The organism is Pseudomonas sp. Sample_11, from assembly GCF_004307505.1.
Taxonomy (GTDB): Bacteria; Pseudomonadota; Gammaproteobacteria; order Pseudomonadales; family Pseudomonadaceae; genus Aquipseudomonas; species Aquipseudomonas atacamensis.
The window spans coordinates 15,683-29,888 of sequence record NZ_RCOD01000029.1 but is presented as its reverse complement, the minus strand read 5'-3'; the positions used below and the strand labels follow the sequence as shown (position 1 = coordinate 29,888).

Genomic DNA, 14,206 nt, shown 5'->3' with positions numbered 1-14,206 from the left:
TATCAGGCTGTCGCCGCCTCTTTGTAGGCTTTCAACGCCTTCAGTCGTTCCCGCTTCAGCGCTTCGCCCAATTCCGGCCCCTTGAATCCCTGCTCCAGCAAAGGCTGCACCGCCACCGCTCGCGCAGCTTTCGCGGCTCCGCGCAAATAGTCCGCCTGTGGATAACTTCGCTGCTCCAGGCCCTTGCGGCCACGGGCATCCATCTCGCACGCGGCGATAAACTCTTCGAATCGCTGCGGCCGGCGATAAATATCGAAACTCTGCAGCAACTCCAGCAGCGTCGAGGCTTTCAGCTCCAGCGCCCGGTGCCCATGGGTGTGGTATTGCCCGACCAGCAGTGCCAGTTCCTGACAGTCTTTGGGGGCCTTGAAGCGCTCGTTGACCGCTTTGATCAGCTTCAGCCCGGTGTGCTCATGGGCGATATGCCTGGGCCATTCTTCTTCCGGCGTCAGGCCTTTGCCCAAGTCGTGCAGCAGGCAGGCCCAGCGCACCGTCAGTGGTTGTTTGTGTAGGGCTGATTGCTCCAGCACGCTCAGGGTGTGCAGGCCTGTGTCGATTTCCGGGTGGTGGGTCTCTGGCTGTGGCACGCCGAACAAGGCGTCGACTTCCGGCATTAGCTCTTTGAGTGCGCCACAGTCGCGCAAGACCTGGATGAACACCTGCGGGTGGTCTTCCATCAGTGCGCGGGAAATCTCTTTCCAACTGCGCTCAGCGGTCAGCGCCTGCAATTCGCCGGACTCACTGAGCTGACACATCAGGTCCATGGTCTCGTCGGCGACCGTAAAGCCCAATCCTGCGTAGCGTGCAGCAAAACGGGCAACGCGCAGCACTCGCAACGGATCTTCGGCGAACGCCGGGGAAACATGGCGAAGGATTCGTGCTTCGAGATCGCGCTGACCATGGTACGGATCGGTCAGGTTGAGCTGATCGTCCTCGGCCATGGCATTGATCGTCAGGTCGCGGCGAATCAGGTCTTCTTCAAGCGTGACTTCGGGACTTGCGTAGAAAGTGAAACCGCCGTAACCGCGACCGCTTTTGCGCTCGGTGCGGGCGAGGGCGTATTCCTCGCCGGTTTTTGGGTGCAGAAACACCGGGAAATCCGCGCCGACCGGGCGGAATCCCTGAGCGAGCATTTCTTCAGTGGTTGCACCGACCACGACCCGGTCGACATCAGTGACCGGCAACCCTAACAGGCGATCACGTACCGCGCCGCCAACCTTGTAAACCTGCATAAAAAACCTCCGTCAGTCCGACAGGATAACCCTTGCGTCAGACTTTCGGAGGCCAGAACCGGATCAAAGATGAATCACGGCCAGATCGAGCCGGCCGTAATCGCCCTCGCTGTGTTCACTGCGTGGCGGCACGTGATGGGTTTTCATGATCTGGTCGCCTTGCAGGGTTTCCAGATGAATGTCGAAGCCCCAGAGCCGGTGCAGGTGCTTGAGCACTTCTTCGGTTGAGTCGCCCAGTGGTTTGCGGTCGTGTTGCTGATGACGCAGGGTCAGCGAGCGATCGCCGCGCCGGTCGATGCTGTAGATCTGCACGTTCGGCTCACGATTGCCGAGGTTGTACTGCGCTGCCAGGGTTTCACGGATGATCCGGTAGCCGCCCTCGTCATGGATGGCCGGCACCAGCAGGTCGTCTTTCTGGTCGTCATCGAGAATGCTGAACAGCTTCAGATCGCGGATCACCTTCGGCGACAGGTACTGCAGGATGAAGCTCTCATCCTTGAAACTGCTCATGGCGAACTTGATGGTCGACAGCCAGTCGGAACCGGCGATGTCCGGGAACCAGCGGCGATCCTCTTCGGTAGGCTCTTCGCACATGCGCCGAATGTCGCGGTACATGGCGAAACCCAACGCATAGGGGTTGATGCCGCTGTAGTACGGACTGTCGAAACCCGGTTGGAATACCACGCTGGTGTGCGAAGTCAGGAATTCCATCATGAAGCCGTCGGTGACCAGGCCTTCGTCGTACAAATCATTCATCAGCGTGTAATGCCAGAACGTTGCCCAGCCTTCGTTCATGACTTGGGTCTGGCGCTGCGGATAGAAATACTGGGCGATCTTGCGCACGATGCGCACGATTTCGCGCTGCCAGGGTTCCAGCAGCGGTGCGTGTTTCTCGATGAAATAGAGGATGTTTTCCTGCGGCTCGGCAGGGAAGCGGGCGTTGTCCTTGTCGCTGTATTTGTCCGCGCCTTTGGGAATGGTGCGCCACAGATCATTGATCTGCTTCTGCATGTGCTCTTCGCGATCCTTTTGCCGCCGGCGCTCTTCCTCGGCGGAAATCGGATACGGGCGCTTGTAGCGGTCGACACCGTAATTCATCAGGGCATGGCAGGAGTCGAGCAGATCTTCCACGGCATCGATGCCGTGGCGCTCTTCGCACTGCATGATGTACTGCTTGGCGAACACCAGGTAATCAATGATCGAACTGGCATCGGTCCAGGTGCGGAACAAGTAGTTGCCTTTGAAGAAGCTGTTGTGGCCATAGCAGGCATGGGCCACCACCAGCGCCTGCATGCAGATGGTGTTCTCTTCCATCAGATAGGCGATGCACGGGTCGGAGTTGATTACGATCTCGTAGGCCAGGCCCATCTGCCCGCGACTGTAGGATTTCTCTGTGCTGAGGAAGTGTTTGCCGTAGGACCAGTGGTGATAGCCCAGAGGCATGCCCACCGAGGCATAGGCGTCCATCATCTGCTCGGCGGTAATCACTTCGATCTGGTTGGGATAGGTATCCAGCGCGTAGCGGGCCGCGATCCGGGCGATTTCACGGTCGTAGGTCTGGATCAGCTCGAATGTCCATTCGGAGCCGGTGGAAATCGGTTGGCGTTTCTGCTCTTTGGCGGTCATGTCACTAACCTGCGCTGGAAGAGTTCACGGAAGACCGGATAGATATCTCCGGCCGAGACCAGTTGCTGCTGGGCAAACGTGTCAGAGAAGGCTTCGGCGATGCGTTCGTATTCGTACCACAGGGCCTGATGTTCGCGCGGGGTGATCTCCACATAAGTGTAGTACTGCACAAACGGCATGATCTGGTTGATCAGGATGTCACGGCAGATCGGCGAGTCGTCGTTCCAGTTGTCGCCGTCCGAGGCCTGAGCGGCGTAGATGTTCCACTCGTTGCTCGGATAGCGCTCGGCCATGATTTCCTGCATCAGCTTCAGGGCGCTGGAAACAATGGTGCCGCCGGTCTCACGAGAATAGAAAAACTCCTCTTCGTCCACTTCCCGGGCGCTGGTGTGGTGACGGATGAACACCACGTCGATCTTGTCGTAGTTACGCTTGAGGAAAAGGTACAGCAGGATGAAGAAGCGCTTGGCGATGTCCTTGGTCGCCTGCGTCATCGAACCGGAAACGTCCATCAGGCAGAACATCACTGCTTTGGAACTGGGGTTGGGTTGCTTGACCAGCAGGTTGTATTTCAAGTCGAAGGTATCTAGGAACGGCACGCGGTGAATGCGTGCGCTGAGTTTCTCGATTTCAGCCTCGAGTTCCTGGATATCGCCGAAGTTGTCCGGTTCTTCGCGCTTGAGCCGTGCCAGCTCTTCCTTGGCTTCACGAAGCTTTGCGCGGCTGCTGCCGGACAGAGCAATACGACGTGCATGTGCTGAGCGCAGGGTGCGGATGATATTGATGCGTGAAGGGTTACCTTCGTTGCTGATCCCGGCGCGTACGGTTTTGAACGTGTCGGTGCCGGTCAGGTTGCGTTTAACCAGATTCGGCAATTCAAGGTCTTCGAACATGAATTCGAGGAACTCTTCCTGAGTGATCTGGAAGACGAACTCGTCCATGCCTTCGCCGGAATTGCCCGCCTTGCCCGGACCGCGTCCACCGCCGCCTCCCGGTGGACGAGCGATATGTTCACCGGCCGTGAACTCTTTGTTACCGGGGTGCACCACGGTCTGTTTGCCGCCGCGTCCGTGATGAAGCACCGGCTCGTCGATATCGCGGCCGGGAATGCTGATCTGTTCACCGTGCTCCATATCGGTAATGGAGCGGCGACTGACTGCCTCTTCGACAGCCTTCTTGATGTGGTCACGGTAACGCCGCAGAAAACGCTGGCGGTTTACCGTGCTCTTGTTCTTGCCATTGAGGCGTCGGTCGATCACATAGCTCATAAGGCCCCTCCGGGGAGCTTCAAGTTTTGAGCTGCAAGCTGCAAGTAGAAGCGAATGCCCGTGTTTTCAGGTTCACGCGCTTTGTTCTTGCAGCTTGTGGCTTATAGCTTGCAGCTGCCTCACTGCGACTTGCGGACCCGCAGGTACCATTCGGACAGCAGGCGTACCTGTTTATCGGTGTAGCCACGTTCAACCATTCGCGTAACGAAGTCGTTGTGTTTCTGCTGATCCTCCTTGCTGGCCTTGGCGTTGAAGCTGATGACGGGCAGCAGGTCTTCGGTGTTGGAGAACATTTTCTTCTCGATGACCACCCGCAGTTTTTCGTAGCTGAGCCAGGTCGGGTTCTTGCCGTTGTTGTTGGCCCGGGCGCGCAGGACAAAGTTGACGATTTCGTTGCGGAAATCCTTCGGATTGCTGATCCCGGCCGGTTTCTCGATTTTCTCCAGTTCTTCGTTCAGCGCCACACGGTTGAGAATCTCGCCGGTTTCCGGGTCGCGATACTCCTGATCCTGAATCCAGAAATCCGCATACAGCACGTAGCGGTCGAAGATGTTCTGACCGTATTCGCTGTAGGACTCCAGATAAGCGGTCTGGATTTCCTTGCCGATGAATTCGATGTAGCGCGGCGCCAGGTATTCCTTCAGATAGCGCAGGTAGCGTTCGCGGGTTTCGGCCTGGAACTGTTCCTGTTCGATCTGCTGCTCCAGCACGTAGAGCAGATGCACCGGGTTGGCGGCGATTTCATGTGGATCGAAGTTGAACACCTTGGAGAGGATCTTGAAGGCGAAGCGGGTCGACAGGCCGTTCATGCCTTCGTCGACACCGGCCGAATCGCGGTACTCCTGAATCGACTTGGCCTTCGGATCGGTGTCCTTGAGGTTTTCGCCGTCGTAGACGCGCATCTTCGAATAGATGTTGGAGTTTTCCGGCTCCTTGAGGCGCGACAACACGGTGAACTGCGCGAGCATTTTCAGGGTGTCCGGTGCGCAGTGCGCCTTGGACAGGGAACTGTTGAAAAGCAGTTTGTCGTAGATCTTCACTTCGTCGCTGACGCGCAGGCAGTACGGCACTTTGACGATGTAGATCCGGTCGATGAACGCCTCGTTGTTCTTGTTGTTGCGGAAGGTGTGCCACTCCGATTCGTTGGAGTGAGCCAGCAGGATGCCGGTAAACGGAATCGCGCCGAGGCCTTCGGTACTGTTGTAGTTGCCCTCTTGGGTAGCAGTCAGCAATGGGTGCAGCACCTTGATCGGCGCCTTGAACATTTCGACGAATTCCATCAAGCCCTGGTTGGCCCGGCACAACGCACCGGAGTAGCTGTAGGCGTCGGCGTCGTTCTGCGGGAATTCTTCGAGCTTGCGGATATCGACCTTGCCGACCAGCGCCGAGATGTCCTGGTTGTTCTCGTCACCGGGTTCGGTCTTGGCCACCGCAATCTGATTGAGGATCGACGGGTACAGCTTGACCACGCGGAACTGGCTGATGTCGCCGCCGAATTCGGCCAGGCGCTTGGTCGCCCAGGGCGACATGATGGTGTTCAGGTAGCGCCGTGGAATGCCGAAATCTTCCTCGAGGATCGCGCCATCTTCGGTGGCGTTGAACAGACCCAGAGGCGATTCGAAGACCGGCGAGCCCTTGATGGCGTAGAAAGGCACTTTTTCCATCAGCTGTTTCAGCTTCTCGGCCAGAGACGATTTACCGCCGCCAACGGGGCCGAGCAGATAAAGAATCTGTTTCTTCTCTTCCAGGCCTTGGGCGGCGTGGCGGAAATACGAGACGATCTGGTCGATGCATTCTTCCATCCCGTGGAAGTCTTCAAAGGCCGGATAGCGGCGGATCACCTTGTTGGAGAAGATGCGCGACAGCCTCGAATTGGTCGAAGTGTCGAGCAGTTCCGGTTCGCCGATCGCCATCAATAGACGCTCGGCGGCGGAAACGTAGGCGCTGCGATCGTTTTTGCACAGCTCCAGGTACTCCTGCAGAGAGAGTTCTTCCTGGCGTGTGGATTCGAAGCGTTGTTGGAAGTGGCTAAAGATACTCATGACGTCACCTCGCTCGATACGTGGAGCCGACGCCGGATCACTCAGTCGATGCTGGCAGCAGTCGCTGTGGCAGCTGCTGTTTACCCCCCAGAATTCTCCCACGGTCGACAAACCGCGAAAGCTACTCCCGATGATCCGCGCGCCGGTGTACCGGCTCTCCCCTGATTTGGATGGCCTGCGCTTAAGGATAGTTGGGAATTCGAGAGGTAAAGGCGAGATACGTAATTAGTTGTGGCAGACCGTTCGTCTGCCGCGCGCAGGCCCACGGCAGCCGGGGCCTGCGCTGCGCAAAAAAATTATTCGGCGGTGCCTTGCGCGGTTTCCGACGGATAAGTCGTACGCCACAGCTCAAAGCCGCCGTCCATGCTGTAAACGTCGGAGAAGCCTTGGCTGACCAGATAGGCGGCTGCGCCCTGACTGGAATTGCCGTGGTAGCAAACCACGACGGTCGGTGCATCAAGGTCGGCGCCTTGAATGAAAGCGTGCAGCGAATGGTTGTCGAGATGCTTCGAACCGCTGATATGCAGCGCGGCAAAGGTCGCCGGGTCGCGCACGTCGACCACAACGGCGCCTTGTTCACGCAGGGCCTGCGCCTGTTCCGGGGGGATTCGTTTGAATTCGCTCATGGCGGGTTCCTGTAGCTCAACTGAAAGTGCAGTCTAACGCGGCGCGTCGACTGGCGAAGGTTCGGGGATAAGTGGTGCAACCGTGTGTGCAAGCCCGCCGTGCTCGTCGCATTTGCATGACAGGCGTTCGCCGCTGTCGACGTTCATCAGCGTCAGGCTGCCGCCCCAGACGCATCCGGTGTCCAGCGCGGAAATGCCCGGCTCGTGGATATTGCCCTCGAGCGCAGCCCAGTGACCGAAGATGATGCGCAGGCCTTTGGTCTTGCGCTCCTTGTGCTGGAACCACGGCTTGTAGCCGGGCGGGGCGCTGTCCAGGCCTTCCTTGCTTTTGAGGTCGAGCTTGCCCTCGGCGGTGCAAAAGCGCATGCGCGTGAAGTAATTGGTGATCACCCGCAGACGATCAATGCCTTTGAGATCGTTGTCCCATTTTGCCGGCTCGTTGCCGTACATACCGTCAAGGTAGGCGGGGAATACGTTGTCGTCACGCAGGGCGGTCTCGACTTCGGCGGCGCACTTCAACGCACGGCGCAGCGACCATTGCGGCGGGATGCCAGCATGGACCATCGCAACATCGCGTGTTTCGTCGTAATGCATCAGCTTCTGCTGGCGCAGCCATACCATCAATTGCGGGCCGTCGGGGGCCTCGATGATTTCGCGCAAGGTGTCACTTTTCTTCAAGCGCTCGATCTTTTTCGCGGCGGCCAGCAGATGCAAATCGTGATTGCCGAGGACACAGACCAGCGACTCGCGCATCTCGTAGAGAAAGCGCAGGGTTTCCAGCGACTGCGGACCACGGTTGACCAGATCGCCGACCAGCCATAGCCGATCCAGCACCGGGTCGAAGGCAACTTGCTTGAGCAGGCACTTGAGCGGTTCGAGGCAGCCTTGCAGGTCACCGACGGCGTACGTCGTCATCAGTGCAGGGCTCCGGGTACGGCGAGGCGAAACGGTTTGATGGTCGCATCGAAACGTTTGCCGTCGTCGGCGAGCATCTGATAGGAGCCTTGCATGGTGCCGACCTTGGTGGTCATCACCGTGCCGCTGGTATACGTGTGGCTCTTGCCTGCATCGATCAACGGTTGCTGGCCGACGACGCCTTCACCGCGCACGTGTTCGACATGGCCGTCACCATCGGTAATCACCCAGTGCCGGGACAGAAGCTTGGCCGCAAGCTCGCCGTTGTTCTGCACGGTGATGGTGTAGGCGAAGGCGAAACGGTCGTGTTCGGGTTGCGATTGGTCTGCCAGATAATGGGTGACGACGCTGACATCGACCTGATAACGGGAATCGGACATGCAAGAAGGCCTTAACGAAGCGGAACGCGGGGCGTAGCTGATGGGGAATCAGTCTAGGCAAGTATCGGGCAGTAAACCAGAGTGGTGTGCTGCCCGATAGCGTTCATCGCGGGTCAGTCGGCGGCGGGAGCTGCCGGGACCTGTATCGCGAGCTGGTCGGCCAGGCGCACGAATGCAGCCAGATCCAGCTGCTCGGGACGCAGGCTGCCATCGACGCCGGCGGCTTCGATTTCGGCATTGCTGAGCAATTGCTTGAGGGTATTGCGCAAGGTTTTGCGGCGCTGGTTGAAAGCTTCGCGCACCACGCGCTCCAGCAGCTTGTGATCCTTGGCCGGGTGCGGCAGTACCGCGTGCGGCACGAGACGAACGATCGCCGAATCGACTTTCGGCGGCGGATTGAATGCGCCTGGGCCGACGTTGAACAGATGTTCTACACGGCAGTGATACTGAACCATGATCGACAGACGACCCCAATCACCGCCACCCGGGCCTGCGGCCAGACGCTCGACCACTTCTTTCTGCAACATGAAGTGCATGTCACGAATGATGCCGGCGTTGTTCAGCAGGTGAAAAATCAGCGGCGTGGAGATGTTGTACGGCAGGTTGCCAACCACCCGCAGGCTGTTCGGCGCGGCATTCAGCGTATTGAAGTCGAACTTCAGCGCATCGCCCTGATGCAGGTTGAAATTGCTCATGCCGGCAAACTGCTGGTTGAGGATCGGGATCAGATCCTTGTCCAGCTCCACTACGTCGAGCTGCGCGCCGGAGCCCAGCAAACCTTGGGTCAGCGCACCCTGGCCGGGGCCGATTTCCAGCAGGCGGTCGTCAGGCTTGGCGTGGATGGAGCGCAGAATGCGGTCGATAACGCCGGCATCGTGGAGGAAGTTCTGACCAAAGCGTTTGCGCGCCTTGTGTTGGTATTGCTCGTTCATAAACGGGTCTCGGCCATCTGGTAGGCGGTTTCCAGGGCGACTTGCAGGCTGCCGGTGTCGATCCTGCCGCTGCCGGCCAGATCCAGGGCGGTGCCATGGTCGACCGAGGTGCGGATGATCGGCAGGCCCAGCGTCACGTTGACGGCAGCGCCGAAGCCTTTGTACTTGAGCACGGGCAAGCCCTGGTCGTGGTACATCGCCAGCACTGCGTCGCAGTGCTCCAGATATTTGGGGGTAAACAGAGTGTCGGCAGGCAGCGGGCCACGAAGGTCCATGCCCTCGCCGCGCAGGCGCTCTAATGTCGGTTCGATGATGTCGATTTCTTCATGGCCCAGGTGGCCGCCTTCACCGGCGTGCGGATTAAGACCGCAGACCAGAATGCGTGGCCGGGCGATGCCGAATTTGTCTTGCAGGTCGGCGTGGAGGATTCGCGTCACTCGCTCGAGCCGTTCCGGGGTGATCGCGTCGGCAATCTCGCGCAGGGGCAGATGCGTGGTGACCAGCGCCACGCGCAAACCGCGAGTGGCCAGCATCATCACTACTTGCGCGGTGTGCGTCAGGTCGGCGAGAAACTCAGTGTGTCCAGAGAACGCGATGCCCGACTCGTTGATCACACCTTTGTGCACCGGCGCGGTGATCATCCCGGCGAAGTCGCCGTTCAGGCAGCCGTTGCCGGCGCGGGTCAGGGTTTCGAGGACGAATGCCGCGTTGGCCTTGTCCAGTTGCCCGGCGATTACCGGTGCGCTGAGCGGCGTGTCCCAGACGTACAGGCTGTTGGCCGGTGCTGGAACATCTGGCCACTGCCCCGGCGCCACATCCAGCAGACTGACGGCCAGCCCCAGCTGCGCGGCCCGCTCAAGGAGCAGGTCGCGGCTGGTGATGGCAATCAGGGGGTGTGGCTGGGCTTGCGAGGCGAGCAGCAGGCACAGGTCGGGACCGATGCCGGCCGGTTCGCCGGGTGTCAGCGCGAAACGCTTGGGTTTCACTGCGCTGCCTGGTCTGCACCAGGAAGTTTGATCTCTACGTACGCTTCGTCACGGATCTGACGCAGCCAGGTTTGCAGCTCTTCATCGTATTTGCGGTTACGCAGTACGGTCATGGCTTGCTGCTCACGGGCCTGTTCGGTGCCGTCAGTGGCGCGACGGCCAAGGACTTCCAGCACGTGCCAGCCGTATTGGGTCTGGAATGGCTTGGACAGCTGACCTTGCGGGGTCGAAGCCATCACTTCGCGGAATTCCGGTACCAGCACGTTCGGGTCGATCCAGTTCAGGTCGCCACCGTTAAGGGCGGAACCCGGATCTTCCGAATAGTTTTTCGCCAGTTCGGCAAAGTCTTCGCCGGCGGTGATGCGGTCATACAACGATTGCACCAGTGCCTTGGTCTTGGCTTCGTCGCGGATCGGGCTCGGCTTGACCAGGATGTGACGCACATGCACTTCGTCGCGCATCTGCGCTTCGCCGCCACGTTTGCCCAGCAGCTTCAGAATGATGAAGCCGCCCGGTGTACGCGCAGGCTGAGTAATGTCGCCGACGGCCATGCTGCTCAATTCACGATCGAACGGCGGTGGCAGTTGCGCGGCTTTACGCCAGCCCATCTCGCCGCCTTCCAGCGCGTTGTCGCTACCGGATTTGGCCACGGCCATCTGACCGAAGTCGGCGCCTTGCTTGAGCTGCTGGTATACATCCATGGCCTGACGATAAGCGCTCTGAATCGCTTCAGAGTTGGCGCTTTCCGGGGTCGGAATCAGGATGTTGGCCAGGTGCAGTTCTTCGGACAGTTGCATCTTGCCGAGGTCAGAGGCGAGGAAGTTTTTCACTTCCTGCTCGGACACCTGAATGCGTTCTGCCACGCGACGCTGACGCACACGGCTGATGATCATCTCGCGCTTGATCTGATCACGGGCGTCGTCATAGTTCAGGCCATCGCGAGCCAGCGCAGCACGGAACTGATCAACAGTCATGTTGTTGCGCTGGGCGATGGTGCCGACAGCCTGGTTCAACTCTTCGTCAGTGATGCGGATGCCCGAGCGTTCGCCGATCTGCAGTTGCAGGTTTTCGACGATCAGGCGCTCGAGCACTTGCTGATCGAGCACGCCCGGAGGCGGCAGACCGCCACCGCGCTTGGCGATGGTCTGCTGAACTTCGTGAACCCGCTGGTCCAGTTGGCTCTGCATGACCACGTCGTTATCGACGATCGCCACCACTTTATCGATGGACTGTACGGCGGCGTTGGCCGCCGTACCCAGGAACAACGCGCCCAGCAGCACCGGGCGCAGACAATCAGAAAGCTTGGTCTTCACGTTCACGATAACCTTGAATGCCTTTGTCGAGGAAGCTCTCTACCTTGGCGCCAGTCAGGCCGCCGAGTCCCTTCAGAACAATTTGGAGGAAGACGCCATGGTCGCCTTTTTCGTTTTGCGGAGCTTCCTGGCTGAACTCGTCATAGGAAACCCAGTAACGGTTGATCAGGCGCAGTTTCCAGCAGCAGTTGTCGTATTCGAAACCACCGAAAGCTTCCAGCGTGCGATTGCGGTTGTAGTCGTACTGCCAGCGGCTGATAGCGTTCCACTGCGGAACGATCGGCCAGATGACCGAGAAGTCATGCTGCTGGATCTTGTAGTAGTCCTTCACGTAGCCAGGTTGGCCTGGGGTGCCATAGTCACCGCCGCCCACAGACCATTTACCAGTGTTCTGGTCAAAACGGACCTGGTCATTACGGTAGCGATAACCAACGTTGATGACTTTGTTCGGGTTGTCTTCCGGCTGGTAGTGGAACATCGCGCTGCCAGAGCGCGGGCTGCGGCTGTCCGGGTCCCAGTTGTAGTCGGCAGTGGTGCGCCAATCGCGGTTCCAGCGGTATTCGTATTCCAGCGCGTATGGCGAAACGTCGGACTTCGCGTCGTCACGATCGTTGAAAGCGATACCCGGCAGTTGAACCTTGCGATCCTTGAAATACAGAGCCTGGCCAACGCTGATGCGCTGACGTTCGAAACCGTTGTCTTCAATCCAGCGACTGGTTACGCCCAGCGACAGTTTGTTCTCGTCGCCGACACGGTCGGCGCCGGAGAAGCGGTTGTCGCGGAACAGCGAGGCGTAGTTGAAGGTGTATTCGCTGGTGTCGAAAACCGGAATGTCTTCCTGATCAACCTCAGGTACATAGAGGTAGAACAGGCGTGGTTCCAAGGTCTGACGGTAGTTCTTGCCGAAATACGAGGTGTTGCGGTCGAAGTACAGGCCACCATCGATGCTGGCGATCGGTACGCCACGGTTCTGGTTGCTGTCGAACTCGCCGTTGAGCTTTCTCTGTTCTGCGGTCATCGCATCGATCTGCGATTTACCGGTGTTGTCCAGATCAAGCTGATACTGCGTGTACTGGTACTTCAGCGATGGCTTGAGGAAGCCATACGTCCAGTTCATCGGCAGGCTGACGCCCGGCTTCAGATTCAAACGATCGCCGTTGGCGCGAGCCAGGCCAGTGATGTTGTTGTCCAGGCGCGACTCGGTAGTGATGCCGTCTTCCTGTACAAACGTGCCGCTACGCAGGTCGCGATCAAAGCGAACCAACTCGGTCTCGTAATCGAAATTCAGACCTTCCGGGTGATACGGTAGCTGACCATTGAAGGTGATCTGCGGCAGACGGCCATACGGTGTAATGTTCGAAACGGTCGCCAGTTGATACTGCTGAGCGTTGAGGCGTGCGGTGTAGCTGTCGCCACGATAAGTGACCGAGCCCTGCTGGTTGACGAAGTCGTCGCTCTTGACGCCGATCTGGTCGGTTTGCAGGTCCTGGAAGTAATACGGATCGCTGATCTTGGTGTAGTCAACCTGGGTCAGCACGCGGGAGTCGAGGCCGCCCTTGTGCTGCCAGTTGTACATGTAGCGAGTCTCGTTGTAGTCGGACTGACGCTTGCGATCATCGTTCTCGTCGTTGAGGTACGAGGCACCGAACTGACCTTCACTCGACTTGGTCAGGTAGCGGAACTCACCCTCCACCAGCATGCCGCGCTTGCTCATGTAACGCGGGTACAACGTGGCGTCATAGTTAGGCGCCAGGTTGAAGTAGTACGGGGTGACCAGCATGAAGCCGGTGTCGCTGCCCGAGCCGATGGTCGGCGGCAGGAAGCCTGACTGGCGACGGTCGTCGATCGGGAAGTAGATGTACGGGGTGTACAGAATCGGAATGTCTTTGACGCGCAACGTCACGTTGGTCGCGGTACCGAAACCGGTGGCCGGGTTCAGGGTGATGTTGTTGCCCTTGAGCTGCCAGGCGTTGCTGTTCGGTTCGCACGTGGTGTACGTGCCGTCCTTCAGACGAATGATCGCGTTTTCGGCGCGCTTGGCGTACAGCGCGTTACCGCGAATGCGCGATTTGTGCATCACGTATTCGGCGTTGTCGACCTTGGCTTCGCCGGTGTCGAGCTGCACATCGGCGTGGTCGCCGACGATCAGCGCGCCGTTGTCACGGATGCGCACGTTGCCGGCCAGTTCGCCGCGGCTCTCGGCCTGATACAGGTTGGCCTCGTCGGCTTCGACCTGCATGCTGCCCTGACGCATGATCACGTCACCGGCGAGGCTGGCGACTTGTGTGTCCTGCTCGTAACGCGACGCTTTGGCACCGATGAAGGTCGGCGCGTCACTTTTATTCGTCTTGTCATTCATGCCAGGACGAATCGGTTCGATATAGGAACCAGAGCAGTAAGGACCGGTCTCGGCCAATTGCGCAGCGGTGAGCTTCTCGCGCGGAACCCAGTCGAGGTGACTGTAGTCTTCGCTACGGGATTTCAGGCCGCGGCCCTTGGACTCGGTAACCAGTGCGGTTTTCGCGCCAGTGTCGGCGTCGGAACCCTTGTCGGCCGCAGGCTCGCCGGCGGCGCTGACGGCACTGCCGTCATGCACCGGACGCGGCGGCAATGCCGCGGCGGGCGACTTGGGCGCACAGTCCCAGCCACCCGTAGCCGAGACGGAGCAGTCATACTGCTCGGCGGCAACAACGAATTGACTGGCCAGAGGTTGCATAGCCAGCAGACTGCCGGTTACCAACAACGGAAATTTTTTACGAAACGCGGGGGATTTCAATGCCATCTTATTAGTCCGGGCTTCCTGCGTGCCATCTGCCCGCGGTGTGGGCCGCACGCCTCTCGATGGTCTGAAAAAGATGCTGGATAATAAAGCATGACCCGCTTGAC

11 protein-coding genes are annotated in these 14,206 nt (G+C 59.0%); all 11 read right to left on the bottom strand.

From position 1 onward, the window contains the following. Positions 1–2: 2 nt before the first annotated feature. Positions 3–1,232, bottom strand: coding sequence for a multifunctional CCA addition/repair protein (locus D8U60_RS07085; RefSeq protein ID WP_130899804.1), 1,230 nt, complete (start codon positions 1,230–1,232; stop codon positions 3–5). A gap of 63 nt (positions 1,233–1,295) precedes the next feature. Continuing rightward, on the bottom strand, positions 1,296–2,858 hold the full coding sequence (locus tag D8U60_RS07080) for a SpoVR family protein (protein ID WP_024014545.1): 1,563 nt from the start codon (positions 2,856–2,858) through the stop codon (positions 1,296–1,298). Beyond that, the gene (locus D8U60_RS07075; protein ID WP_039757709.1) at positions 2,855–4,126 is read right to left on the bottom strand and encodes a YeaH/YhbH family protein; all 1,272 of its coding nucleotides are present in this window, start codon (positions 4,124–4,126) and stop codon (positions 2,855–2,857) included. Before D8U60_RS07075 ends, D8U60_RS07080 begins: the two co-directional genes overlap by 4 nt. A gap of 119 nt (positions 4,127–4,245) precedes the next feature. After that, positions 4,246–6,168, bottom strand: coding sequence for a PrkA family serine protein kinase (locus D8U60_RS07070; protein WP_016772892.1), 1,923 nt, complete (start codon positions 6,166–6,168; stop codon positions 4,246–4,248). 296 nt (positions 6,169–6,464) lie between these two features. Next, positions 6,465–6,794, bottom strand: a complete 330-nt coding sequence (gene glpE, locus D8U60_RS07065; RefSeq protein ID WP_016772893.1) for a thiosulfate sulfurtransferase GlpE — start codon at positions 6,792–6,794, stop codon at positions 6,465–6,467. Positions 6,795–6,827: 33 nt separating this feature from the next. Continuing rightward, complete coding sequence (locus D8U60_RS07060) at positions 6,828–7,709, bottom strand: symmetrical bis(5'-nucleosyl)-tetraphosphatase (protein WP_122699654.1); 882 nt, start codon at positions 7,707–7,709, stop codon at positions 6,828–6,830. Beyond that, positions 7,709–8,089: a Co2+/Mg2+ efflux protein ApaG gene (gene apaG / locus D8U60_RS07055; protein ID WP_122612442.1), complete on the bottom strand. Its 381-nt coding sequence runs from the start codon at positions 8,087–8,089 to the stop codon at positions 7,709–7,711. Before apaG ends, D8U60_RS07060 begins: the two co-directional genes overlap by 1 nt. Positions 8,090–8,202: 113 nt before the next feature. Continuing rightward, a complete protein-coding gene (gene rsmA, locus D8U60_RS07050; protein WP_041476699.1) occupies positions 8,203–9,021 on the bottom strand; it encodes a 16S rRNA (adenine(1518)-N(6)/adenine(1519)-N(6))-dimethyltransferase RsmA in 819 nt (272 codons plus the stop codon). Then, positions 9,018–10,007 (bottom strand): 4-hydroxythreonine-4-phosphate dehydrogenase PdxA, encoded by a 990-nt coding sequence (gene pdxA, locus D8U60_RS07045; RefSeq protein ID WP_016772897.1) that lies wholly within the window; start codon positions 10,005–10,007, stop codon positions 9,018–9,020. The genes rsmA and pdxA overlap by 4 nt, the downstream gene beginning before the upstream one ends. Beyond that, on the bottom strand, positions 10,004–11,326 hold the full coding sequence (gene surA / locus D8U60_RS07040; RefSeq protein ID WP_177434901.1) for a peptidylprolyl isomerase SurA: 1,323 nt from the start codon (positions 11,324–11,326) through the stop codon (positions 10,004–10,006). The genes pdxA and surA overlap by 4 nt, the downstream gene beginning before the upstream one ends. Beyond that, positions 11,301–14,102 (bottom strand): LPS-assembly protein LptD, encoded by a 2,802-nt coding sequence (locus D8U60_RS07035; RefSeq protein WP_130899803.1) that lies wholly within the window; start codon positions 14,100–14,102, stop codon positions 11,301–11,303. The genes surA and D8U60_RS07035 overlap by 26 nt, the downstream gene beginning before the upstream one ends. Between the last annotated feature and the right edge of the window lie 104 nt (positions 14,103–14,206).

What these genes read in the sequence shown, in the direction of transcription:
- D8U60_RS07075 (WP_039757709.1), bottom strand. Translation starts at nt 4,126, where the DNA reads ATGAGCTATGTGATCGACCGACGCCTCAATGGCAAGAACAAGAGCACG.
- glpE (WP_016772893.1), bottom strand. Translation starts at nt 6,794, where the DNA reads ATGAGCGAATTCAAACGAATCCCCCCGGAACAGGCGCAGGCCCTGCGT.
- D8U60_RS07070 (WP_016772892.1), bottom strand. Translation starts at nt 6,168, where the DNA reads ATGAGTATCTTTAGCCACTTCCAACAACGCTTCGAATCCACACGCCAG.
- D8U60_RS07035 (WP_130899803.1), bottom strand. Translation starts at nt 14,102, where the DNA reads ATGGCATTGAAATCCCCCGCGTTTCGTAAAAAATTTCCGTTGTTGGTA.
- rsmA (WP_041476699.1), bottom strand. Translation starts at nt 9,021, where the DNA reads ATGAACGAGCAATACCAACACAAGGCGCGCAAACGCTTTGGTCAGAAC.
- D8U60_RS07060 (WP_122699654.1), bottom strand. Translation starts at nt 7,709, where the DNA reads ATGACGACGTACGCCGTCGGTGACCTGCAAGGCTGCCTCGAACCGCTC.
- apaG (WP_122612442.1), bottom strand. Translation starts at nt 8,089, where the DNA reads ATGTCCGATTCCCGTTATCAGGTCGATGTCAGCGTCGTCACCCATTAT.
- D8U60_RS07085 (WP_130899804.1), bottom strand. Translation starts at nt 1,232, where the DNA reads ATGCAGGTTTACAAGGTTGGCGGCGCGGTACGTGATCGCCTGTTAGGG.
- D8U60_RS07080 (WP_024014545.1), bottom strand. Translation starts at nt 2,858, where the DNA reads ATGACCGCCAAAGAGCAGAAACGCCAACCGATTTCCACCGGCTCCGAA.